A 24,961-nucleotide genomic window follows, 5' to 3' on the forward strand; every position below is an offset into this window, starting at 1 on the left:
GCCCTCTGTTTCTATCGTGGTTTTGTTTGTCGTAACTTCTGTTGACTGTTGACGAAACTTATTCTTTTGCTTCGATTTGTCGCCTTCTTTGCCCCTCAGATCCAAATCAAAACTGTTAAAATCTTGCTCTGAAACCACGTTGAGAGCGCCACCACTGGTGAAATCCCCATTGCCCTTGGTTTTAAACTTTCCCCCAAGGTTCAGTTCACCACCTGTGACAATGGTCAAATCTCCATCACTGTTGACTTCTGTCAAACGGTGCTCACTGCTTTGGGCGTTATAATGCCCTTTTTCCAATGTCTCCTTATGGTCACTCTCTAGCACTAATGAACCAAATGTAGCAGAACCATCGACAATCACCGTCGTCGATCCACCACTGCTCCATTGGCCACCAGTCATGCTTAAATCGCCAAGGGAGTGAATGTTTAAATCCTGTATAGAAATGATTTGAGCCTGCTGTCCGATCCGATCAACAAAACCATATTCATTCGTGTCACGGATTTTTGCAGTCCCATCAATGATTGTCTTCGCATTGAGGGTGATGATATCCCCCAGAATAACACCGGAAGAGTTGGCTAAAAGATCGCCACTGCTGAGATCTACAGCACCGCTGCCAAGCAAAAAACCACCATCATTAAACAAAGTTTGCGTAGTCGAAACATGCAATGCACCATTACTCGATATGGTGCCACTATTGGTAAGACGATCCGTCTCTATAGTGACGCCATTGCCTTTCAAACGTGCACTGGCAAGGTTTCCTTGCTGCGTTTTTGCCTCATAAACATCTTGTGCTAAAGAAGAATTTGCTGCCAAATAAACGTGGGGTACCAAGACCTCTTGTCCATCGACAAGGTGGGTCTCAAGCCAGATCATATCCTTTTTGATCCCAGCAATCTGCTGAGGCGTTAAGGCCTTGCCTAGCTCTAACCCCAAAGGACCCTGCTGCTCCACAGCATTGTCATAGAGCCTTTGCATTTGAGCATTGGGATCTTCAACATCAAGAAGAGTGCGGTTGCCTGTTAGCTCAAAGATTTGCTCACCCACCAGACGATATTCAAAATAAGCATCCCCCAACTTTTTAAACACGTGCTCAGGCTTATAATTGCCAATCTTTTTTAAGTAATAGTCCGATCCCAAAAATTTACTTGGGTTGATAAAGTCCTGTCGCGTCTCGATTAAAAATGGCACATCCGGTGTTTGGGTCTGAGCCAATTCTGTCTTGACAGAGCTAAGCCCATCTTGCGTTAGCACCTGTATGGACTCTGGTGCGGGTGTTTTTGTGCTTGGTGCAAAAAGCCCTTTATGCCCTTTCAAACCATTGATAATCCCATCTAATCGATCATCACTAATCAGGGGTTTGGAAACATCAAAATCGGTGTTTTTAACACCAGCCAAACCTTTATCGCCAGAGCTTAAGCCAACTTGCTCAACCCCCTCACGCACCGCATGATTGTCAATAGTGCCTGTCAACTTGGCATCAAGCGTGCCACCAGCTTCAATCGTGCCATAAACCGCATCATAAGTGCGTTTGAGTGTTTGGGTAAAAGTAGGACCATCCCATTCTTCTGCACCTTGCCCTATACATGCTGGATTTGCGGCACTACATTGCTTATATCTGTAGCGTGTTTCAGTTACAATCTTGGTTGTTTCAATTAAATCACGCCCCTCATTGAGCAGCGTATCACCCTGCATCTCAATGTTGCCATTAGCAGCAATCAAACTATAGCTATTGCGGATATCACCGGCATGGACCGTGAGATGACGCCCTACCAAAATCTGTGCCGCATTATTGGTAAAATGAGGCTGCTGACGAATGATCGTAGTGTCGATATTTTTCTTGATCCTTGTGTGTTTATCAACATTTGGGATATTTTCCCATTCTCCTCGCACGTAACTGTGAGAAACCACTTTATCGCTAACTTCAACCCCACCTTCACGCATGTTGGTAAGCGCTGAGACATCGAAGGTCATATCGCCTGACACGGCTTCTAAAAGCCCCGAGCTGTTGATCACATGACCAGCCCGCTCTCCACTTAAGCCACGGATGATGAGATTGTCTTCAGCAATGACATCGGCAAACTTATTAATAAAATCCCCATCCAAGGAGAAAATGGCAGATTTCTTGGCATAAATCAGCCCACTATTACTCAGATCAGCGCTCACATTGAGCGCAACCCCATCCCCACTTGAACCAATACTGCCGGCATTGTCCAAAACATCTGCGGTTAAGACAAAAGCACCACCACTTTTGAGAACACCGTCTTCACCATTTAAAACCAGAGCAACTTTCCCCAATGACCGATCATGGCTTTTTGCTATAAGCGTAAAGCTGTCACGGGATAAAAGCTGACCAAAATTGGCTAAAGACCCAAGCTTTGCTTCAACAACACCCCCCACCATGATACCGAAATTGCTTAAAACATCATGGCTGTTGAGAGTAAGTACCCCGCCTTGTGCTTCCACAACCCCAGCTTGGGTGAGTGTGCCTGCCTTCAGCGTTACATCATAAGCACCAACCTCACTTGTCTCGCCCATCATCAATAGGCCATCACTGAAAAGCTCAACCCGCTTTTTAGAAACAATGAAAATCGTGAAAAACTTACCAAAATTAGAAATTAGAGAAACTGAATAGCTTATAAAGCATGCTCACAGAATGGGTATGATAAACGCATAAGGGGTATAGAGCTTATAACCATAATCTATACCTCTTTTGTTAAGTTGCTTACACAAAATCTTCTTTACTATGAAGGATAACAAAATAAAGTTAAAAGAATAGGATTTAGCAACATTCCTCTTAATTATTGCGAATCAAGGTTTTTTTCGTGGAGTTTTTTTACCATACCTGCTGTCCAAAGGGTTTTTAATTCTAAAAAAATTGACTTGAGGCTATAGTGTAGCTACATTATAATAAAGGTTATAAATGGAGGTACAAATCATGAAAGCCGATTCTGTTGTTCGCGCTCGCATTCCTGCTGAAATGAAAAAACAAGCGATGATTAATTTAGAACGTATGGGATTAAGTGCATCAGACCTTATCCGCATAACATTTTTGCGTGTCGCTGAAGAAGGTTGTTTGCCTTTTGATCCTAAAGTACCTAATAGTATCACACGTAAAGCTATAAAGGAATTAGCTGAAGGTAAGACATTTAAAAACGCTGATGCCCTTTTTAAGGACTTAGGCATTTAATATGCTGATACCTGTTCGCTCAAGACAATTTAAAAGTGACGTACGCAAAACGGAAAAACGCGGTAAAATATGAATAAGCTGCGTACACTATTAAGTCTTCTAATTGAAGAAAAGTCATTACCAAGACATTACTGTGATCATCCACTAAAAGGCGATTGGGTGGGGTATCATGATATTCATATCGAACCAGATTGGCTGCTTATTTATAGAATAGAAGGAGATAAATTACATCTTATTCGTACAGGAACTCACTCTGACCTTTTCAAAGACTAATTATATGGAACGTTAAAAATACTCTAACTTTTCTCTACATAATTAGATTTTTTTACATTGCCTTTAAAAGATTATACCGTAATCTAAAATGATAGCTTTATGCTTTTCAAAAGCTTTGTTTAAAGAGAGTTATATATATTCATTTTGCTTATAGGTTTTGAAGGTTCCTAAAACTCTCAAAACCCCTTCAAAAATATATCATGATTGTATTTATAGGTTGTGTTTTAATATAGATTGTATCTATAAAATGCTAATATATTGAAATATAATGACTTTTATTTTTCGATTGAAAAAAAATATATAAAGGGGCGTAAAAAGCACCTCCAAAACCCCCAAAACCTCCAAAACTCATAACCTAATGGTCCTGATAGCATTTCATATGAGTTACAAACTATCTTTTGAAAGGCTTTAAAGAATCACATGATTTTCATAAAGCACGTTGTAATCATTCTATAAATCATAAGGTTATCATTCAAAAGAACTGATTAAAATTCATAAAAGGGATTTCGATAACCTAATCAGTTTTTAATTTCATACGCTTTTCATAAGATACGCTTTAACCACTCACTAAAATAATCACTTTTGTCAGTTCAATTTACTGACACATAACTGACAAGTTTTAATCAATTCACATCATTGGTTATCTTTAAAGATTGTACTCTTGATATGAATTATGTCTTAAAAACATTAACCTATTGAAATATAATGTTTTAGTTTTTTATCATTTAAAAAAAATAATAGAGGGTCTAAAAGGAACTGACAACACTGACACGGTCTATTAAAAAGGATTTTTCTAATCTCTATAGTTATCAAACTCTCTTTAGATGTTTTCATAACAGTCTATAAATCGCAATTATCCTATTTATTGTTTCTATTATGAAAATGAAAGCATTGATTATAAGAGCGCGGTGCTATTAAGGTCGTTTAAATTAAAGCCCCTTATAAACAAAATTCACAAAAAAATTAAAATTCATTTAGTGAAAAAACTGATAGGTTATAAAGATAAAAATACGCATTATGAAATGCGTTTCTAAATATTATAAATGTATAGATTAAAAAAATAACGCAATCGTTTCAGAAAGCACATAATATATCTTTAAAAGCATATAAATATAAAAGAAGCAATTAATAAGCACATGATAATATCAATACACAATAAAATTTTCAAATACAACAAAAATATCAAAAAGATAAAATATTATTTTACAATAAATACGTATTTTTCTATATAAATACTCAATTGATGAAAATACTAAATCGATAGCGAAGAGGTTGCGATAAACCTAACCCTATTAAAAACTGATTATCTTTTATGCTTTAATTAGCATATATGATGATTTTGTCGGGTGTAGTTGCACCATATAAGACCCTTTCTGGGAAAAGCGTAACAACAGACTATCTGGCGTATTTTCAACACCCGATACTCTTATAGGGTGTCAATTGAAAACTTTTTACAGATAGGTTTTAAATATGAAAAATATATCAAACAACACCCCCATTCTCTCTAACATTTCAAATGAATAGGAAAATTCTTTACAGATAATGTGGATAATCTATTACGCGTTCTTGTTTTCCTAATCACCTTTTAAACCACCTTTTGATAGATTTATCAGATATCAAGGTCGTACATAAAAATAATTCATTAAATAAAAAACGAGCTATAAGAAAAATGAGATAAACACCGATATTAAGTGATATTATAGAAAATTATAAGTGGTGCGGATGGAGGGACTCGAACCCCCACGGTCTCCCGCCAGAACCTAAATCTGGTGCGTCTACCAATTTCGCCACATCCGCTAAACTTAACAAAGCTAATAACCTTATACAAACGGCGTTTCTATACCATTAATTACAGAAAAAAAGCAAATAAATATATTAAAAAAAACAAATACACATTAATTCTTATAAATAACAAAAATAAAATATATGCTTTTCATACATGGCTGCTTGCGCTAAAAATTGATCATGGTAAAGGCATTTGATATTTCAATTATATTATCGATAGAGATCTTGCAGGTAGTGAAGCAAGCTATTAAATCGTTCAACTGGAGATTCCTGTTATTTTGTATGAAATGCGTTCCCAAAGAAAATCAGATGCCCATAAAAACCGATAAACTGGCAGAACTTGTTTGTTAAAACTCATTTCGTTATTATGATTCATCAATAAATGTCGGAGGACTTCTCCATACTGAAATGCGATGAGCAAAATCATTGATTATGAAAGCAGCTGATATCAACAAAGTCCCTGCGGGCAGAACTCTTGCCATTGACCGTAATGAATTTTTAAAAACCGTGACAACAGCACTCGAAAACCACCCTTTTATAATAATAAAACATGAAGGAATTCAGAAAATCCTAAAGCTTGGAAACATGTAGTCATTGCAACGGATCCTCTTACCTTACCTGCACTTGCTCAAGAATCATAGGCAATAACTGGTACAAAATATCTTTTATTTTTTGATGCTATTGCACGTTATCCATATCGATAATAGTTGATATGAATATTTATTGATATCGGTCTCACTATAATAAAATTAGTTCTGAGAAAACAAGAAAAGACTATCTTAACTGTTCCCTAAATAAAGAACAGTATGAAACTTTCATTTAAGCATTAAAAAATGCGGACAAAACAGAATTTTATGACTGCGAAAAAACGCCTTATTTTAATAGATGCCTCCCTATTGAAATTATGGCTGAAAGGGGATTTGAAACTTTAAGACATAATCCTATGAAACCTATAGGCTTAACCAATGCCCACAACCCTACAGTTAAACCCTATACTGTCATTCAATTATGCCAATATAATAAACTTGGTACGCTTTACAAGATGATTGGTCTTCAAACAAAACTGAAATATGATGAACGAATTTGCACATCTTGGTGATCTTCTATTGCAACACCTACCTCAACTCTCCAATCATTCTTGATCAAACTCTGTAGTTAAAACAAATAAAACGACTACACTTTGCAGGGCAGATTACTAGGATGTAAAGGTTATGCGGAATCAACTGCAAAAGGGCTTTTTGCGGAGGCATTTTGCCGCTGCAGAATATCATTACAAATGCCCTTTCTTACCTCCATAAACCACGCATTTGGAACCTTTTTAAACCATATTACAGAGAGGCACAATGTAAGAAAAGACACAGAAAGGCAATCCTTTCAGCCAATGAATATCAATTTCAGACTCTTTCTCCTATTACTTCTATTAAACATTTAGAAAAACCCTTTCTAAGTAAAGAAAAAAATTAGCAAAAAAACAAACTATAACAACGAGAGCTCTTCTTGATTGTTTTCAGTGATTAATAGATAAATAATCAAAGAACTCCTATTGATAATACAATATATGATTCTCTTCCCATCTACTGAATAAATCTCAATGATTCCTGTAAAAAATCATTCTAACGCCTTTTAAAAATACTGTCTTCCTTAATCAATAAATACTGCTCTATGTTTTATTATTTATTCAATAGTGCAAATGCTGTAAAATAATTTTTAAATATAACAAAGCCTTTACTTCTATCAACAATTTAATACGTCCAATAAATAGATAAACAGTACGTGTACAACACTATCTTTTTTGTCATTAATAATTTTATATAATCTACATTATTAAGAACTGGAGGTTTTCTGCTCTTTAACTTCCTTTTTCAAAGTTTGTGATATTCTCTCATCTTAATTCTTAGAGTATGAAGAAAAATGCTTGCTTGCAAATCACACGTGAAATCAAAACAGGAGAAAAAATATTTTAAAACAGAGCTAAATATGTCTCTCCCATTTCAAGAATCAAGAAAAATCACAATATTGAAAGCAAAAAATGATGACGCCGCTTTACCAATTTACAATGAATTAATTTATATCTTTCTATACTGAATGCCAAACTTGAATATTATCAGGTGTCTCTATTTCAGACTCTCTTATAAAAATTATTTGTTTAGTACATCACAAACTAAGCTGGTACATAAGTAAAGAACTACAAACCATCCTTTATGCACCCATATCATATGTCGAGAGCTACCAAAACATTATAAGAACTGAAAAAAGCACCTGATGGCGCTAACTTGCACTTTTATTAAGTATTAAGCGTAAAAATGATCGCACATAGTAGCTTTTTAGACTTCACAAAGTTCCTTGCCTTACATTATTTAGGAGAATCATTTTGAATATAAACCCATAGCGCTTTAGCATAATAAAAGTTAACATCACTTTTACAAACCACATAGTATTCCATTACTACAGTACAATATTTTATTGAATCGGCTAAAAACAATGTAGTCCAAGCCTACAATATTTTATACAACACTTAAAACCACTTTCAAAAGGATCAACAACACATAAACCACAAGGATACAAAATTCTTATGGGAAAAACGCGCACAATATAGAATAGATGTGCTTAAACATGCGTTTAAAAAACCCGCTTATAAATAAATCGGGTTTTTTAATGCTGTTTAAATTATTTTTTATTAACTGCTTCTTTAAGACTTTTGCCTGCAGAAAACTTGGGTACAGAACGCGCTGGAATATCAATTTCAGCACCAGTTGAAGGATTACGCCCCTTCGTAGCAGCACGATGAGAAACTTCAAAAGAGCCAAAACCTGGAAGACGAACATCACCTCCTGAAGCTAAAGCTTCTGTTACAGAAGCCATAAAAGCATCAACAACAACACCCGCTTGCGCTTTCGAAACGCCTGCCTTTTCAGCAACAGAGCTAACCAATTCACTTTTATTCATAGAATATTTCCTTTCCCTATATTACCTGACAACATGACTTAATCATGCTATTAGCCAGTTTATTGAAAAGTACAGCAAACAGAAGTCTTATTTTTATCCAAAACATTGTTTTTTTAGCAATAATCATAGTTATTCACGGATTTTTTCACTTTTTTTAACAAAAAACAGAATAATAACCACAACAATGCCTTCTGCCACTTAAAAAATGCAGTTATAAATGTGATGAGTGAATCAGTGCGCAATCTGTATTCCTTCATTATCGCTGTTCTCTGGCCTAATAGATACAGCCACTGTAGAACGTTCCTCCCATTCAATAGCATCGGGAAAATGAACTAAAGCGTGTTTCAAAACTTCACTCACATGATTTACCGGAATAATTTCCATGTTATTTTTGACATCATCAGGAATATCAACCAAATCCTTTGCGTTTTCTTCAGGAATAAGTACTTTTTTTATTCCTCCTCGAAGAGCAGCTAGGAGTTTTTCCTTTAATCCACCAATTGGTAAAACACGTCCACGTAAAGTAATTTCACCAGTCATTGCAATATCTTTATGTACAGCTATCCCTGTAAGTACTGAAACAATTGCTGTTACCATTGCAATTCCAGCAGATGGTCCATCTTTTGGAGTCGCTCCCTCTGGCACATGAACATGGATATCGCATTTTTCAAAAAGTGGCGGTTCAATACCAAAATCAACCGCACGAGAACGTACATAAGATGCTGCCGCTGAAATGGACTCTTTCATGATATCACGTAAATTTCCAGTTACAGTCATCTTACCTTTGCCGGGCATCATAACTCCTTCAATGGTCAATAACTCTCCACCAACTTCTGTCCACGCTAGACCTGTCACAACACCAATTTGATTTTCTCCTTCAATCTGATTGTAGTGATAACGTTTAACGCCCAAGAAATCATTAATATTACTTTCTGTAACTTTTACAGACTTTTGATGTGTTTTGAGAATTTTTGTAACAGATTTCCGGGCAACTTTCATAAGTTCACGCTCAAGGTTACGAACACCTGCTTCACGCGTGTAAAACTGAATAATCGACCTTAACGCTCCATCAGAAATGTTGAGTTCTTTTTTAGACAAACAGTGATCTTTTAGTGCCTTTGGTAAAAGATGTTGCTTAACAATTTCCATTTTCTCACATTCAGTATAACCAGCAATACGAATAATTTCCATTCGATCCATTAACGGACCTGGAATATTAAGCGTATTTGCAGTTGTGATAAACATAACATCAGAAAGGTCATATTCAACTTCCAAATAGTGATCAATAAATGTACCATTTTGTTCAGGATCAAGAACCTCTAATAAAGCTGATGAAGGATCTCCACGGAAATCCTGTCCCATTTTATCAATTTCATCAAGCAAGAAAAGCGGATTGGATTTTTTTGCTTTTTTCATAGACTGGATAATTTTTCCAGGCATTGAACCAATATATGTTCGGCGATGTCCGCGAATTTCCGCTTCATCCCGTACACCTCCCAAAGAAATTCGAACATACTCACGCCCTGTCGCCTTTGCAATAGAGCGAGCTAATGATGTTTTCCCCACACCAGGAGGACCTAATAAACAAATAATGGGACCTTTTATCTTTGATGCACGACTTTGGACGGCCAAGTATTCAGTAATTCGCTCCTTAACTTTTTCAAGACCGAAATGTTCATTATTCATGACTTTTTCAGCAAAATCTAAATTGTTTTTAATCTTAGATTTTTTACCCCAAGGCATTGCTAATAACCAATCAAGGTAGTTACGTACAACTGTTGCTTCTGCGGACATAGGAGACATATTCCGTAATTTCCTCAATTCTGCCCCAGCTTTTTCTTGTGCTTCTTTGGAAAGTTTTATATTCTTAATACGTTCTTCTAGTTCAGAGAGCTCATCGCGGCTATCATCACTTGCTCCTAACTCTTTTTGAATAGCCTTCATCTGTTCATTGAGATAATATTCTCGTTGGTTTTTTTCCATTTGTCGTTTAACATGCGAACGAATACGTTTTTCAACCTGCAAAACAGAAATTTCTGCTTCCATGAAAGACAAAACACGTTCAAGACGGCCCCGTATAGGTAAGAGTTCTAATATCTCCTGTTTTTCCCCAAGTTTAATCATCAAATGAGAAGTAATCGTATCAGCAAGTTTAGAAGGATTATCAATATGACCAATCGCATTGACAATTTCAGGAGAGACTTTTTTATTAAGCTTTACATAATTTTCAAAATAAGCAATCACTGACCTTGAAAGAGCTTCAATCTCAACATCACTCTCTTTAGGTTCTTCTATAACAGTCGCAAAAGCCTGATGATAACCTTCACTTAAAGCAAATTGACTAATTTTTGCACGTGCAGTCCCTTCAACCAAAACCTTTACAGTACCATCAGGAAGTTTTAAAAGTTGAAGAATATTAGCAAATGTACCAATATGATAAATATCTTCCGATTTTGGATCATCATCAGAAGCATTCTTTTGTGTCACCAATAGTATTTGCTTGTCAACCGCCATCGTTTCTTCAAGAGCGCGAATTGATTTTTCGCGGCCCACGAAAAGTGGAACAATCATATGGGGGAACACAACAATATCACGAAGAGGCAAAACAGCATAAATTCCATCTCTTACCTCATCTCTCTTTTCATCAATATATTGCATAACTCTCCTTTCTGGAGTCTATGAGCTATCTACAACAATAAGCCACTCCTTAGAAAACCTAAGCTCTCGACAATACGTGAAGTGGTAATTACTAACGCATAAATCAAGCATTATAACGATATTAAGTAACACCCATCAAATATCATTCATGACCACTTTTTACATTCTATATCGTGACAATGTCATGCTGATACATTTTCTTTATCTTCTGCACGTTCAGAATAAATATAAAGAGGACGCGCTTTCCCATCAACGACATCACTCGAAATAACCACTTTTTGAACACCTTCAAGAGCTGGTAGTTCAAACATCGTCTCAAGAAGGATCTTCTCCATAATTGAACGCAAACCACGTGCACCAGTCTTGCGTTCAATTGCTTTCTTCGCAATAACACGTAAAGCATCTTCATGAAATGCTAACTCAACATTTTCCATTTCAAAAAGACGCTGATATTGCTTTACTAACGCATTTTTAGGTTGTGATAAAATTTGCATGAGAGCATTAACGTCTAAATCCTCTAAGGTAGCCACTATAGGAAGGCGCCCAATAAATTCTGGTATTAAACCAAATTTTATAAGATCTTCAGGCTCTAAATCACGAAAAATTTCACCAACACAACGCTCATCAGGTGCTTTAACAGTCGCAGAAAAACCAATAGAAGTTTTTTCACCACGCCCTGAAATAATCCGCTCTAAACCTGCAAAAGCTCCCCCACAAATAAATAAGATGTTTGTAGTGTCAACCTGAAGAAACTCCTGTTGCGGATGTTTACGTCCTCCTTGCGGCGGAACAGAAGCAATCGTGCCTTCCATAATTTTTAATAACGCCTGCTGAACTCCTTCTCCTGAAACATCTCTTGTAATAGAAGGATTATCTGCTTTACGAGAAATTTTATCGACTTCATCAATATATACAATACCACGTTGCGCGCGTTCAACATTATAATCCGCAGCTTGTAGAAGCTTTAAAATAATATTTTCAACATCTTCACCTACATATCCTGCTTCAGTTAAAGTGGTCGCATCTGCCATTGTAAAAGGCACATCAATAATCCGTGCTAATGTTTGTGCGAGATAAGTTTTACCACAGCCCGTTGGACCCACAAGAAGAATATTTGATTTAGCCAACTCAATATCATTGCTTTTAGACTGATGTGCTAAACGTTTATAATGATTATGCACAGCAACAGAAAGAACACGCTTTGCATGCTGTTGACCAATAACATAATCATCAAGAACTGTGATAATTTCCTGTGGAGTAGGAACACCATTACGCACCTTAACCCCAGAAGACTTATTTTCTTCCCGAATAATATCCATGCAAAGCTCTACACATTCATCACAGATAAACACTGTAGGCCCGGCAATGAGCTTACGCACCTCATGCTGACTCTTACCGCAGAACGAGCAATAGAGAGTATTTTTTGATTCGTTCCCGCTATTGCTAATTTTGCTCATTTTTCTTTCCTTTCACCACGATATATGAATACTTCGCTTTTTCACAGGAAGCTTTTCATCATGAAAACTAAAAGACATATAGAAAACTATGCATGTCTCAACATTTTTAAGTGTTTCTCTCATTTTGCGATATTTTTTATAAAACTCTTTATTTTAAAGTAACTATTTTTTCTATAAAAATTCTTAATCTCTTTCTTCTTTTTCAGTTTCTACACGATATTGTATAACATCATCAACTAAGCCAAATGCTTTAGCTTCTTCCGCTGTCATAAAATGATCACGATCGAGGGTTCTCTCAATAACCTCATAATCTTGCCCTGTATGTTGAACATAAATTTCATTTAAACGTCGTTTCATCTTTATAATATCTTGGGCATGTCGCTCAATATCTGAAGCCTGACCTTGAAAACCACCAGATGGTTGATGCACCATAATACGAGCATTTGGCAATGTAAAACGGTGGCCTTTTGTTCCAGCTGTTAACAATAAAGATCCCATAGATGCTGCCTGCCCCATACAAAGCGTCGAAACAGGAGGGCGAATAAACTGCATAGTATCATAAATAGCCATACCAGATGTCACAGCACCACCTGGAGAATTAATATAAAGACTAATTTCTTTTTTAGGATTTTCCGCTTCCAAGAAAAGCAATTGTGCACAAACAAGCATCGCCATACTATCTTCAACAGGACCATTAATAAAAATAACCCGCTCCTTTAAAAGACGAGAAAAAATATCATAGGCCCGTTCACCACGATTGGTCTGTTCAATAACCATAGGAACAAGGCTTAACGCTGTTTTCATTGGATCACTCATATCTTTACTTTCCGTTCATATAACAATCGCTCTTTACACATTCAATGCTTTTATCTATAGGCTAACATTACCCTCTTGTGCAAATTACAATCAAGAGCTGTTATAAGATAGAGTAAAATTCCAATAGTTAAAATAGCAATAATAACTCTACCGAAATAAATCATGAACATCGGGAATGCGAGATACCGCCCAATGGTAAAAACTTCCTTCCTGAGGTTTTTGCGTAGTCTTTGTCTTTCTGTGAATATGAAATCCTATTAAACGTGTATCTGTAAGCGGTTTTACACCAAAAGCTGGTTCAAAGATGTATTCAGTTTTTCTCCCAGTCCAATAATAAAAAGTTTCCTTTTCCTTTGCTTCATGAAAAAAGCCATATTGTTTTGCTAATCGTGATATCCCATCATTGCCAAATATCGTAACGCCAAGACTTCCAGGTAAAATCGGCATTTTTTTCTTCTTTAACCAAAACGGTCTCCAAACACGACGCTTAAACCCGAGCCAATGAGGAATAATTTCTGTGCCTGACCAATAATCTTCAAACACTTTTATAATAGGATTATCTGGAGGAAAATAAAGTGCAGAAACGCCCACTCTTATATTATTTTCTCTTGCCAACCAAACCCTATCCGCATCTGGATGAAATTGTTTAACAAGGTAAACATCTGTATCTAACCAAACACCTTGTCGATATTTCATCAGCATAACACGAAAAAAATCCGAAAATTGAACAATTGTACATCCCGGTTTATCATCAGAAAAATTGGGATCAAGCCGATAAATTGCTGAGCGTGGTAAAATTGATTCAGCTTCATGTAACTGCACCCCCGTAGGCAGATTATCTATTTTTTTATCGTAACTAAAAAGCTTAACACGCTGGCCAGTTTTAACCATTGAGGACAAGCAAAGCTTATCCACCAACCTTAATTGCCCACTATACCAAAAAGTACAAATATCCATAGATAATATATCAAAAATATTCTAAACTCACGCGGAAAAGTTGTTCAACGTCACGAACCTTATCAGCAAGAGCAAAAATCACTATTCTATCACCAGATAAAATACGTATATCTGCCGAAAGCTGAACTATTGTCTTGTTGCGATAAATTGCACCAATTCTCAAACCATCTGATAAATTGAGCTCTGATAATGATTTACCAACCAATGAAGATGTCTGCATCACTTCAGCTTCAATAATTTCTGCTCGACCATTAAAAACTGAATGAACCGAACGAATACGCCCACGACGCATTTGTTGCAAAATTCTCGATATTGTAACGCTATGAGGATTAAGATATGCATCCACACCAACAGCGCGACTAAATTCTTGATAAGCAACATTATTAATCAATACCATATTGGCTTTGCAACCCAATCTTTTAGCAATAATAGCGCTTAAGAGATTAACCTGATCTTGATTGGTTAATGTAATCATTAAATCAGCCTGATCAATACCCGCATCTTGAAGAATCACTGGATCTAACACGTTACCATATAAAACGGTTGTTTTTTCAAGCTGATCAGCAATTGTAAGGGCTCTTTCTCTATGCGATTCTATAATCTTCAATTTTAATTTATGGAGACGCTTTTCAATAGCCTGTGCAACATAAAGACCAATGTGACCACCCCCTGCAATAATCATACGGTGAGCATCTTGTTCTTTATGACCAAAAAGCCCAACTGCACGACGCATCTGATCACGAGAAACAACAAGATAGGTTATATCACCAACGCGTAATTGCGTTTCTGAATGTGCAATTAATAATTCTGAACCACGCTTAATAGCGGTAACGGTGGTATGAAGATCCGGAAAAAGTTCTGTTAATTGACGCAAAGGTGTATTAATAACTGGACAATCTTCCATGCATTCCAAGGCTAGCGCAACAATATCATCATTACAAAAATAAAGAACATCTATTGCACCAGGTAAAGCAATGCGGCGTAAAACCATTTCCCCAACTTCAACCTCTGGTGAAATAACCACATCAATGGGAATATTCTCTCTGGAAAAAAGCGTCTTATAACGTGGTTCTAAATAAGATTGTGAGCGAATACGAGCAATTTTTGTAGGAACATTAAATAATGAATGTGCTACCTGGCAAGCCACCATATTCACTTCATCAAACAAAGTGACAGCAATCAACATATCAGCCTTATCTGCATCTGCAGCCAAAAGAACTTCTGGCCGAGAACCATGACCAACAAAACCTCTCACATCCAATGTATCGCGAATTTTTTCAATTAATTTCGTTTCAATATCAATAACAGTAACATCGTGGCTTTCGGCAGCAAGACGCTCGGCTATCCCATAACCAACCTGGCCTGCTCCGCAAATAATAACATGCATAACCTTAAGAAACTCCAAGCGCTTTAAGTTTACGATGCAAAGCTGAACGTTCCATACCTATAAATTCAGCCGTCCGCGATATATTTCCACCCAAACGCCCAATCTGCGCCACTAAATATCTCTTTTCAAACAATTCTCGCGCTTCACGCAACGGTAAATCCATGATACTTTCATCTGCATCCATTTGCAAACGTGGCACAGAATCACTCATTTCACTAGGCAGAAAGTCCGCTGTTATAGGCCCATCACCATCCCGTACGAGAATAAGAAGACGTTCAATATTATTACGTAATTGCCTTATATTACCCGGCCAAGCATGTGTTTGTAAAATAGCTATCACATCATCACTGATTTCACGCGGTTTAATCCCAACCTGCTGTGATATTGTTTTTACAAAATGATGTACAAGTTCCGGAATATCTTCTCGACGTGCTGAAAGAGGTGGAACAGCAATCGGAACAACGGAAAGACGGTGGAAAAGATCCTCTCTAAAGCGCCCGTCAGAAATAAGATTTTCAAGATTTTGTGCTGTCGAAGAAATGATACGAACATCCACCTTAACACGTTTCGTACCGCCCACTCTCTCAAATGTCTGCCCCGTTAACACCCGAAGAATCTTACCTTGAGTCTCACGCGGCATATCAGCAATTTCATCAAGATACAATATTCCACCATGGGCTTCCTCTAAGGCACCGATCTTGCGCTCTCTTCCCTCCATTTCGCTGCCAAACAACTCTATTTCCATTCTTTCCGGAGTAATCGTTGCAGCATTTATTGTAACAAATGGCCCATTTGAACGCGTTGAAAGCGCATGAATAGTTCGCGCAACAGTCTCTTTTCCTGCTCCTGAAGGACCTGTTATCATGATGCGGCTATTGGTTGGTGCTACTTTTTCTATGATTTGACGCAAATTTTTTATAACTGTCGATTTTCCAAGCAGTTCTAATGTCTCGTTCGAGCGCTTCCGTAACTCTAAAAGCTCACGTTTTAAATTTGAGTTCTCAAGTGTTCGTTCTGCAACCAATACAAGTCTATCAGCTTTAAAAGGTTTTTCAATGAAATCATATGCACCTCGCTTTATAGCAGAAACAGCTGTCTCAATATTACCATGTCCAGAAATCATAACAACTGGAAGAGCCGGATATCGCGTTTTAATTTCATCAAGCAATGCTAATCCATCAAGACGACTCCCCTGTAACCAAATATCCAAAAAAATGAGCTTGGGAATACGCTCACTAATTTGAGCCAATGCTTCATCAGAATTACAAGCAACACGTGTTTCATAACCTTCATCATCTAAAATACCAGCAACAAGCTCACGAATATCCACTTCATCATCAACAATCAAGATATCTGATACCATACTATTCCCCTATCTTATGATTTATGGCTTGTATAATACTACTCTTCTTACCCCCATCCACTGGAAATATCAAACGGATCATCGCACCACGACCTTCATAAAAACTCTCCGGTGCATCATGAAGCTCCATGGAACCACCATGATCTTCAATAACTTTGCGCACAATGGCTAATCCAAGCCCTGTTCCTTTTTCCCGCGTTGTTATATAGGGTTCTAATAACTTTTGTCTTTGCTCTTTAGGAAGTCCTTTCCCATTATCAACAACATCCACAACCACCCATTCTTCTTGACGATAAGAACGAACAAGAATATGACCGCAAATATTTTCTTCTCGCATAACCGAATCTATAGATTCGCTCGCGTTTTTGATAACGTTGCAAAAAGCCTGTACAATAAGACGATTGTCAAATGCACCCATAAGCGGTAGACTCCCTAAGTTTTGCTCAAAATGAATATCATGTCGTGTCACTTCTATCAAAAAACATGCTTCACGCAACAATTCACGGATATCTAAAACATGCATTTGTGGTTTGGGCATACGTGCAAAAGAAGAAAACTCATCAACCATACGTCCAATATCCCCAACCTGTCGAATAATTGTGTCAACACACCGCTCAAAGACCTCTCTATCTTGTGTAATAACTTTGTTATAACGTTTACGAATACGTTCAGCGGATAACTGAATAGGTGTAAGAGGATTTTTAATTTCGTGTGCAATACGCCGTGCAATATCTGCCCATGCCGCTGTACGTTGTGCTGAAACAAGATCTGTAATATCATCAATTGTTAAAACCCAAGATGGCCCCTGACCATCATCCTCCTCCATCGTAACTTGGACATTACAGACGCGCTCTTTTCCTGCAACATTTAAAGTGACCTGCTCACGATGATTTTTACGATCTAATGAACGCGCAAACTGAAAAACATGCCAAATTTCAGCACTTAAAGATAAAAGGCTTTGTCCAACAACGTCCTCAGAGAGAATATCAAACATCGTTTCAATAGACCGATTGATAATTGTAATATCACCATTATGATCTATACCGGCTACTCCCGCAGTTACACCCGATAACACAGCCTCAGAAAAACGCCGTCTCTCATCAATTTGATCACGCACCGCAATTAACTCATTGCGCCGACTTTTCAATTCACTAACCATGTAATTAAAAGTTTTGGACAATTGCCCAATATCTCCATCCTTCGCGCGCACTGGAACGAAAATTTCCATATTTCCAGAAGCCACATCATCAGCAGCACTAATAAGAAGACGAATAGGACGTACTAAACGATCAGCAACAGCGATAGCAGCCCAAATAGCTGATAAGAATAAACTAAAAAACAGACACAAATAAAGCATACCAAAGGCAATTTGTGTCAAAAGACGATTTTCATTTAAGTCACGATAACGATCTGTATTAACTTCTGTCAAACGCAAAGCAGATAAAACACCTTTATCAACGTCACGCACCAAATATAAAAATGTATTTGGAATATTGGTAAATTTTAAAATAATACCAAAATAATCATGAACACCTGGTTGAAAAGAAAAGGGCCTCGCACTGGTTGCACGTTCAATAAGATTGGAAGGAGGGATTGGCAGTTTATCCTCATCACCAAGAGCACTCGATACAAAAATAGTTCCGCTAGAACTTAACAAAAATGCGCCACGCAAATTGCGTCCGATAGCATGACGCGTTAATTGCATCCGATATTCAACTGGATTACGTTCTAAAAGTTTTTTGTTATCAAGTGCAAATGCCATAGCGTAGGATAAATTTTTTAAATTTTGAAGCATCTCATCTGCGTAAGCATTTGCTAAATCAATTGAAGAACCTACAATTTGCCGCGTTGTTGTATCAAACCATCGATCAAGTCCCAAATTCAATGCTGGCCCCGATACAAGAGCTACAGCAACAGCTGGCATCGTTGCAACAAGTGCAAACAATGAAATAAGACGCACATGAAGACGTGAACCTGCACGCCTTGAACGCCATGCACGAATGATCGGAATCATCTCATAAAAAACAATAACAATAAGCCCTAAAATCCAGAAACTATTAATCCCTATAAGAATAAGGGTTACTGTTCTACTAGGAACAACAGGAGTTAATCCAATAAGAATAATAAACGAAACAGAGGCTGTAAGTAAAGCCAATATAATAATTGTGATACCTAAAAAGATATATACCTTACTTAAACGATACAGCTCATCATTATAAGTATTTTTATCTATGTCTTGAAGATTTGTCACAGATATCACATTCATCATAAGCTTATATACCCCTATTCCATTATCCTCGTAAAATCTTTTGTGACAAAAATTGACAACACTAATACTACATTTTAAATAGGGTAAGTATAGTCAATGAAAAAGAACTTCTACGTTTTGCAAAAATAGCTTTAAAATAAACTGCGTCCGACGATACTTTATAAAGGAAAAGAGATGCGATTAACAAAACAAACAAATTATGCTCTTCGAATGCTCATGTATTGTGCAGATAATCAGGAAACTCTCAGTCGTGTTTCAGAAATTGCTAAAGCATATGCTGTTTCAGAACTTTTTTTATTCAAAATCCTTCAACCACTTGTTCAGGCAGGTTTTATACAAACAGTACGTGGTCGCAATGGTGGTGTGAAATTAGCTAAACCCGCAGCAGAAATTTCAGTTGCTGATGTGGTAAAAGTAACAGAAGATAACTTCTCCCTAGCAGAATGTTTCGATCCTGCAGAACCGACTTGCCCATTGATAGATTTTTGTGGTTTAAATACCGCACTTCAAAAAGCATTACATGCTTTTTTTGAGGTGTTATCAGTGATATCCTTAGCTGACCTACAACGACCACCCTTTCAAAATCATTTTAAAATTAATGATAAAATAGTAAACTAATATTATAATACAAGGAGATTAGCTATTTCTATTGCAGCAATAATATTAGCCGCTGGACGCGGTAAAAGAGTAGAATCTCCTCATAAAATTCCAAAACAATATCAGCTTCTAGGACGAAAGCCGATTATTTATCATACCGTGCAGTGTTTTTTACAGCATCCAGCTATCACAACGATTATCCTCGTTATTCATCCAGAAGATCGTCAAATCTGTGAAAAAACTATCGCCGACTTTAAAGAGCGCCTTATTATCATTGAAGGAGGCAATACACGTCAAATCTCCACCTTACATGGACTTCAAGCGCTCAAAAAATTTAACCTTCAATATGTGCATATTCATGATGGTGCACGCCCCTTTATCGAAAACAAACTCCTTGATAACATTCATGCCACTGTTACTCCTCAAGAAGGTGTCCTGCCTGTTCTGCCTGTTTCTGATACCCTTAAACGTGTAAATAACCAGTATGTGTTAGAAACAATTCCTCGTTCCTATCTTTATAGCGCACAAACTCCACAGTGTTTTCCCTTTGAACATATCTTAGCTGCCCATAAACAAGCAAAAAAAGCTTGTAAAGAAGACTTCACTGATGATTGTGCAATTGCTGAATGGTTTGGACTCCCTATGCTTACTGTTCCAGGTGATCCTCATAATATAAAAATTACATGGCACGAAGATTTTGATACCGCCCATTTATATCTACAGAAAAAAATGCAAATGTTTCCCGATATCCGTACTGGTAATGGTTATGATGTTCATTCTTTCGAGAAAGGGGATTTTCTTATATTATGTGGTATAAAAATCCCTTTTCATAAAAAATTAAATGGACACTCCGATGCGGATGTCGCTCTGCATGCATTAACAGATGCCCTTCTTGCTACGCAAGGCGCAGGAGATATTGGTAAATATTTTCCTCCCTCTGAACCTCAATGGAAAAATGTATCATCAGAAATTTTTCTACGTCATGCTCTTGGTATTCTAAAACAAGCAGATGCTCGTATTACCAATGTTGATATTACAATTATCGCTGAAAAGCCTAAAATTGGTCCTTATCGTCATGCCATGATAGAAAATCTTATGGCAATCCTTGCAATTACACCTGATAGAATTTCTATCAAAGCAACAACAAATGAAAAGCTTGGATTTATTGGTCGTGGTGAAGGAATTGCTGCTCTTGCAACAGCAAGCGTTTTTTATCCAGGAAAAATTCCCCAATGATATACTTTTTATAAAAAACAGGCACGTGAAATTTTTAATGCCTGTTGCCAAAAAGGTTTACTGTTAACAACTGTAGAGTCTTGTACAGGAGGTTTCATTGCTGCAAACTTCACAAATATTGCAAAATCATTAGTTGTTCTCAATTGTGGATTTGTTGTTTATTCAAATAAATTTAAAACACACCTTGTTGACGTATGTGTTAAACTTATAAAAACCTATGGTGCCGTTTCAAAAGAAATTGCTCTTGCAATGGTTGAAGGAAGATGAAAACATTCAGAAGCTGACATCGCAATTTCTGTAACAAGGGTTGCAGGTTCAAGAAGTACAAGTCTTAACAAACCTCTAGAACTTGTGTATTGCGTAGTTGCTTCCAAAAATCACTCCCCCTGCACAAAAAAATGCGCTAATGAAAGACCTGAAGATCTTAAGGTTATCTCATTTCAATCTTGTTTATTTCAGTCCTGTTTATGTTGAATTAATTAAATTTATTCACTTGCACATCACAAGCAAGGCAAGCTGTATAAAATAAAAATTACTAAAGAAAGAAACACTTATACCTTTCTCAAGTGCTAAAACGTGTCGCAACATCTGAGAGATAGAAAATAAATAATGCAAAAACATACTTTTTTGTAAATGCAAAGATGTGGTGCACAATGGGTTTTACATACTTTTACGACCGACCTTACTATTTATTTATAAATGCTATCAGAAAATGAGTATAACGCATGCTGAGAGATGTTCTTTTTAAACAATAACATGTATAACTAAGCATATTCTGTTTAAAACGTTTTATTTAAAGGATATGACCCTATGAAAAAAAGAGGGAAACAAAATTATGAAGTTATGCAGCATCTTCATCATTTAAAATGATATTTCTATATACTTTTGAAAACCAAAAAGCTAAATTTAAGACAAATAGTAAAGATGAAAATCAGTTTTCACCTTCATGCTTTTATAAACAATATGTATTGTTAAAAAAATAACAGAATAGATTATATTGCCATTGATCCATAAATCTGATGCGCACGCTTCTCAAAAGCGTCGGTGAATCTACTAAACGCAATATCAAACATTGAGCCCATCACGCGCCCAAGTATCTTACTTTTAAATTCGTAATTAATAAAAAATTCTATATTACATGCATTCGTATTTTCAATATTATAAAATGACCAGCGATTTTCAAGATATTTAAATGGACCATTAATATATTTAACCTCTATCAAACTTTTTTTCGGCTGAAGAAAAACTTGAGTTGTAAAAGTTTCTCGAATAACTTTATAACCAACTGTCATATCCGCAATAAGCAATGTCTTTTCATCACATTCTTTGCGAGAACGTACTATTAAAGCCTCACACATTGGTAAAAACTCAGGATAATGTTCAACATCTGACACAAGATCAAACATCTGACGAGCACTATGGGCAACTTGCCGATGTGTTGAAAAAGCTGGCATAATTATCTCTGTAAGGCAAATTTTTCATCACGTGCTTTTTGCAAAATAGCAAAATCATCGCCTGCATGATGAGATGAACGCGTCAGAGGATTGGAAGCCATATGTAAAAATCCTTTTACTTTGCCAATTTTAGCAAAAGATTCAAACTCTTCAGGAGGCACAAAACGAACAACCGGATGATGTTTTCGCGTAGGCTGCAAATATTGTCCAATTGTCATAAAGTCAACATCAGCAGAGCGCAAATCATCCATCAATTGCAGAATTTCATTTCGCTCCTCACCAAGGCCAACCATAATTCCCGATTTTGTAAAAATTGTTGGATCAAGTTCCTTAACGCGTTGTAATAAACGAATTGAATGAAAATAACGCGCTCCTGGACGAACCTTCAAATATTTAGAAGGAACTGTTTCTAAGTTATGATTAAAAACATCAGGCTTAGCAGCAACAATAACTTCTAAAGCACCATCCTTCTGACGAAAATCAGGTGTAAGAACTTCAATTGTTGTTCTAGGAATTTTTTGACGAATCGCATAAATAACTTTTGCGAAATGTTCAGCACCACCATCAACAAGATCATCACGATCAACAGATGTAATGACAACATGTTTTAATTCCATTCGTGCAACAGCATCAGCTACACGTTCTGGCTCGTTATCATCAACAGCAAGCGGAATGCCTGTTGCAACGTTACAAAAAGCGCAAGCACGCGTACATATTTCACCCAAAATCATAAAGCTGGCATGACGCTGACTCCAACATTCACCAATATTAGGGCAACCTGCTTCTTCGCATACAGTCACTAACTTATGCGTACGTACAATACCATGTGTTTCCTTATAAATTGGTGATGTTGGCGCTTTCACACGAATCCAAGCAGGTTTTTTTTGAACGCTCGTATCCGGACGATGTGCCTTTTCAGGATGACGCAAACGCCTATTCGTAACTCTATCAACAACCGTAACCATTTAAGCTTTTGCCTTATAAATACGAATCTGAAGCAGCAATGAAAAATATTTGTTCTTTCATACAATCCAATCATCAAGCGTTTAAAACTTGATCATAAGCATCCAATACACTTTCTTTCATCATTTCCGATAAAGTCGGATGTGGAAAGATAGTATGCATTAATTCTTCCTCTGTTGTTTCAAGATTCATAGCAATAACAAATCCCTGGATCAATTCTGTTACCTCAGCCCCCACCATATGAGCCCCAAGAAGCTGTCCTGTTTTTTTATCAAAAACTGTTTTTACTAATCCTTGATCTTCACCTAAAGCAATCGCCTTGCCATTCGCAGAAAAAGAATAACGACCAATACGTACATCATAACCTGCTTCTTTTGCTGTAACTTCTGAAAGTCCTACAGAAGCAACTTGCGGTGTGCAATAAGTGCATCCTGGAATTTTTTTCTTATCAAGCGGATGAGCACTCTTTAAACCAGCAAGATGTTCAATACATATTACGCCTTCTTCTTCTGCTTTATGGGCCAACATAGGAGGACCTGCTACATCACCGATAGCATAAATACCTGCAACACCTGTCCAACCCCACTCATCGGTTATAATGCACCCACGATCGGTCTTTATTCCCAAAGCTTCTAATCCAAGATTCTCAATATTACCCTGTACTCCCACAGCGGAGATTAAACGGTCAATAGTCATTGACTCTATTTTACCTTGAATATCAATATGTACGGTTACAGAATCGGAAGATTTTTCAACTTTTGTTACTTTTGCTTGACGAAGAATACGTAAACCTTTTTTCTCTAACTGTTTACAAGCAAATATTGAAATTTCAAGATCTTCAGCGGGCATAATGTGGGGCATTATTTCAACAACAGTTACCTCAGCTCCCATGGCATGATAAAAAGAAGCAAATTCAATGCCTATAGCTCCAGACCCTATGACCAAAAGCGATTTTGGTATTGCTGTCGGTACCATAGCTTCAAAATAAGTCCAGATGAGTTTTCCATCTGGCTCAATACCAGGAAGGATACGAGGACGTGCACCCGTTGCAATAACGATATGCTTTGCTTGATAAAGCCCCTCCGCTAATGTTCCCTTAGGGATTGGATTTTGCGGTCGCATAACCGGTTTTGAAGATGAAGAAACTACAATTTCCGCAGGATGGCTTCCCTTTGCTTCTTTAGTAAGCCTTGCTTCACCCCAGATAATGTCAATTTTGTTTTTTTTCATTAAAAAACCAACACCAGCATTTAAACGCGCTGAAACGCCGCGTGAACGTGCTACAACATCTTTGATGTTTACTTCAATTGAACCATTAATTTTTAATCCATAATCTTTTGCATGTTCAGCAAAATATTTCATTTCCGCAGAGCGTAAAAGAGCTTTTGTTGGAATGCATCCCCAATTTAAACAAATCCCTCCCAAATGCTCACGTTCAACAATCGCAGTTTTAAAACCACATTGTGCTGCACGAATTGCGGTTACATATCCGCCTGGACCTGATCCAATCACAATTACATCATAAAGATTTGCCACAGTAATTCCTCCATGGATATATATAAAATGGATATGTACTTTTTGAACTTAAAATTAAAAATCAACATGACAAAATT

Annotated in this window: 15 protein-coding genes, 1 tRNA gene and 3 pseudogenes; 6 read left to right on the forward strand and 13 right to left on the reverse strand. The window is 36.9% G+C overall.

Annotation, left to right across the window (positions count from 1 at the left end):
- Window positions 1-2,583, reverse strand: a pseudogene (locus tag GGR08_RS05250) (DUF637 domain-containing protein); the annotation flags it as partial.
- A 352-nt stretch (window positions 2,584-2,935) separates the two neighbouring features.
- Between GGR08_RS05250 and GGR08_RS05255 the strand changes: the two are divergent.
- On the forward strand, window positions 2,936-3,187 hold the full coding sequence (locus GGR08_RS05255; protein WP_183194362.1) for a type II toxin-antitoxin system RelB/DinJ family antitoxin: 252 nt from the start codon (window positions 2,936-2,938) through the stop codon (window positions 3,185-3,187).
- Between the two features lie 69 nt (window positions 3,188-3,256).
- Complete coding sequence (locus tag GGR08_RS05260) at window positions 3,257-3,460, forward strand: type II toxin-antitoxin system YafQ family toxin (RefSeq protein ID WP_183194325.1); 204 nt, start codon at window positions 3,257-3,259, stop codon at window positions 3,458-3,460.
- A gap of 1,714 nt (window positions 3,461-5,174) precedes the next feature.
- Here the strand turns inward: GGR08_RS05260 and GGR08_RS05265 are convergent.
- Window positions 5,175-5,257 (reverse strand) — tRNA-Leu (locus GGR08_RS05265).
- A 197-nt stretch (window positions 5,258-5,454) separates the two neighbouring features.
- Between GGR08_RS05265 and trmFO the strand changes: the two are divergent.
- Window positions 5,455-6,759 (forward strand): annotated as a pseudogene (gene trmFO / locus GGR08_RS05270) (methylenetetrahydrofolate--tRNA-(uracil(54)-C(5))-methyltransferase (FADH(2)-oxidizing) TrmFO).
- 1,153 nt (window positions 6,760-7,912) lie between these two features.
- On the opposite strand, the gene GGR08_RS05275 reads toward trmFO, so the two are convergent.
- From GGR08_RS05275 to GGR08_RS05310, 8 genes are all read right to left on the reverse strand, one after another.
- On the reverse strand, window positions 7,913-8,191 hold the full coding sequence (locus GGR08_RS05275; protein ID WP_183194326.1) for an HU family DNA-binding protein: 279 nt from the start codon (window positions 8,189-8,191) through the stop codon (window positions 7,913-7,915).
- A gap of 231 nt (window positions 8,192-8,422) precedes the next feature.
- Window positions 8,423-10,849, reverse strand: coding sequence for an endopeptidase La (gene lon / locus GGR08_RS05280; protein WP_183194327.1), 2,427 nt, complete (start codon window positions 10,847-10,849; stop codon window positions 8,423-8,425).
- Window positions 10,850-11,031: 182 nt separating this feature from the next.
- On the reverse strand, window positions 11,032-12,306 hold the full coding sequence (clpX, locus tag GGR08_RS05285; protein WP_183194328.1) for an ATP-dependent Clp protease ATP-binding subunit ClpX: 1,275 nt from the start codon (window positions 12,304-12,306) through the stop codon (window positions 11,032-11,034).
- Between the two features lie 183 nt (window positions 12,307-12,489).
- The gene (gene clpP, locus GGR08_RS05290) at window positions 12,490-13,122 is read right to left on the reverse strand and encodes an ATP-dependent Clp endopeptidase proteolytic subunit ClpP (RefSeq protein WP_183194329.1); all 633 of its coding nucleotides are present in this window, start codon (window positions 13,120-13,122) and stop codon (window positions 12,490-12,492) included.
- A 147-nt stretch (window positions 13,123-13,269) separates the two neighbouring features.
- Window positions 13,270-14,079: a glycosyltransferase family 32 protein gene (locus GGR08_RS05295; protein ID WP_183194330.1), complete on the reverse strand. Its 810-nt coding sequence runs from the start codon at window positions 14,077-14,079 to the stop codon at window positions 13,270-13,272.
- A gap of 10 nt (window positions 14,080-14,089) precedes the next feature.
- Entirely contained in the window at window positions 14,090-15,466 is a 1,377-nt protein-coding gene (gene trkA, locus GGR08_RS05300) for a Trk system potassium transporter TrkA (RefSeq protein ID WP_183194331.1), read from the reverse strand.
- Window positions 15,467-15,470: 4 nt separating this feature from the next.
- A complete protein-coding gene (gene ntrX, locus GGR08_RS05305; protein WP_183194332.1) occupies window positions 15,471-16,829 on the reverse strand; it encodes a nitrogen assimilation response regulator NtrX in 1,359 nt (452 codons plus the stop codon).
- A 1-nt stretch (window position 16,830) separates the two neighbouring features.
- Complete coding sequence (locus tag GGR08_RS05310; protein ID WP_183194363.1) at window positions 16,831-19,095, reverse strand: sensor histidine kinase NtrY-like; 2,265 nt, start codon at window positions 19,093-19,095, stop codon at window positions 16,831-16,833.
- 177 nt (window positions 19,096-19,272) lie between these two features.
- Between GGR08_RS05310 and rirA the strand changes: the two genes are divergently transcribed.
- From rirA to GGR08_RS05325, 3 genes and pseudogenes are all read left to right on the forward strand, one after another.
- Window positions 19,273-19,716, forward strand: a complete 444-nt coding sequence (rirA, locus tag GGR08_RS05315) for an iron-responsive transcriptional regulator RirA (protein WP_183194333.1) — start codon at window positions 19,273-19,275, stop codon at window positions 19,714-19,716.
- Window positions 19,717-19,740: 24 nt separating this feature from the next.
- Window positions 19,741-20,931 carry a bifunctional 2-C-methyl-D-erythritol 4-phosphate cytidylyltransferase/2-C-methyl-D-erythritol 2,4-cyclodiphosphate synthase gene (locus GGR08_RS05320; protein ID WP_183194364.1) on the forward strand — a complete coding sequence of 397 codons (1,191 nt, stop codon included), beginning with the start codon at window positions 19,741-19,743 and terminating at the stop codon, window positions 20,929-20,931.
- Between the two features lie 30 nt (window positions 20,932-20,961).
- Window positions 20,962-21,312: pseudogene (locus GGR08_RS05325) on the forward strand (CinA family protein); the annotation flags it as partial.
- 611 nt (window positions 21,313-21,923) lie between these two features.
- On the opposite strand, the gene GGR08_RS05330 reads toward GGR08_RS05325, so the two are convergent.
- The 3 genes from GGR08_RS05330 to lpdA form a co-directional block, all read right to left on the reverse strand.
- Complete coding sequence (locus tag GGR08_RS05330; RefSeq protein WP_183194334.1) at window positions 21,924-22,385, reverse strand: type II toxin-antitoxin system RatA family toxin; 462 nt, start codon at window positions 22,383-22,385, stop codon at window positions 21,924-21,926.
- Window positions 22,386-22,387: 2 nt separating this feature from the next.
- Complete coding sequence (gene lipA / locus GGR08_RS05335; protein ID WP_183194335.1) at window positions 22,388-23,350, reverse strand: lipoyl synthase; 963 nt, start codon at window positions 23,348-23,350, stop codon at window positions 22,388-22,390.
- A gap of 73 nt (window positions 23,351-23,423) precedes the next feature.
- On the reverse strand, window positions 23,424-24,884 hold the full coding sequence (lpdA, locus tag GGR08_RS05340; protein WP_183194336.1) for a dihydrolipoyl dehydrogenase: 1,461 nt from the start codon (window positions 24,882-24,884) through the stop codon (window positions 23,424-23,426).
- Window positions 24,885-24,961 lie beyond the last annotated feature (77 nt).

The organism is Bartonella fuyuanensis, from assembly GCF_014197255.1.
Lineage (GTDB): Bacteria > Pseudomonadota > Alphaproteobacteria > Rhizobiales > Rhizobiaceae > Bartonella > Bartonella fuyuanensis.

What these genes read in the sequence shown, in the direction of transcription:
- GGR08_RS05255 (WP_183194362.1), top strand. Translation starts at nt 2,936, where the DNA reads ATGAAAGCCGATTCTGTTGTTCGCGCTCGCATTCCTGCTGAAATGAAA.
- GGR08_RS05260 (WP_183194325.1), top strand. Translation starts at nt 3,257, where the DNA reads ATGAATAAGCTGCGTACACTATTAAGTCTTCTAATTGAAGAAAAGTCA.
- GGR08_RS05275 (WP_183194326.1), bottom strand. Translation starts at nt 8,191, where the DNA reads ATGAATAAAAGTGAATTGGTTAGCTCTGTTGCTGAAAAGGCAGGCGTT.
- lon (WP_183194327.1), bottom strand. Translation starts at nt 10,849, where the DNA reads ATGCAATATATTGATGAAAAGAGAGATGAGGTAAGAGATGGAATTTAT.
- clpX (WP_183194328.1), bottom strand. Translation starts at nt 12,306, where the DNA reads ATGAGCAAAATTAGCAATAGCGGGAACGAATCAAAAAATACTCTCTAT.
- clpP (WP_183194329.1), bottom strand. Translation starts at nt 13,122, where the DNA reads ATGAGTGATCCAATGAAAACAGCGTTAAGCCTTGTTCCTATGGTTATT.
- GGR08_RS05295 (WP_183194330.1), bottom strand. Translation starts at nt 14,079, where the DNA reads ATGGATATTTGTACTTTTTGGTATAGTGGGCAATTAAGGTTGGTGGAT.
- trkA (WP_183194331.1), bottom strand. Translation starts at nt 15,466, where the DNA reads ATGCATGTTATTATTTGCGGAGCAGGCCAGGTTGGTTATGGGATAGCC.
- ntrX (WP_183194332.1), bottom strand. Translation starts at nt 16,829, where the DNA reads ATGGTATCAGATATCTTGATTGTTGATGATGAAGTGGATATTCGTGAG.
- GGR08_RS05310 (WP_183194363.1), bottom strand. Translation starts at nt 19,095, where the DNA reads ATGAATGTGATATCTGTGACAAATCTTCAAGACATAGATAAAAATACT.
- rirA (WP_183194333.1), top strand. Translation starts at nt 19,273, where the DNA reads ATGCGATTAACAAAACAAACAAATTATGCTCTTCGAATGCTCATGTAT.
- GGR08_RS05330 (WP_183194334.1), bottom strand. Translation starts at nt 22,385, where the DNA reads ATGCCAGCTTTTTCAACACATCGGCAAGTTGCCCATAGTGCTCGTCAG.
- lipA (WP_183194335.1), bottom strand. Translation starts at nt 23,350, where the DNA reads ATGGTTACGGTTGTTGATAGAGTTACGAATAGGCGTTTGCGTCATCCT.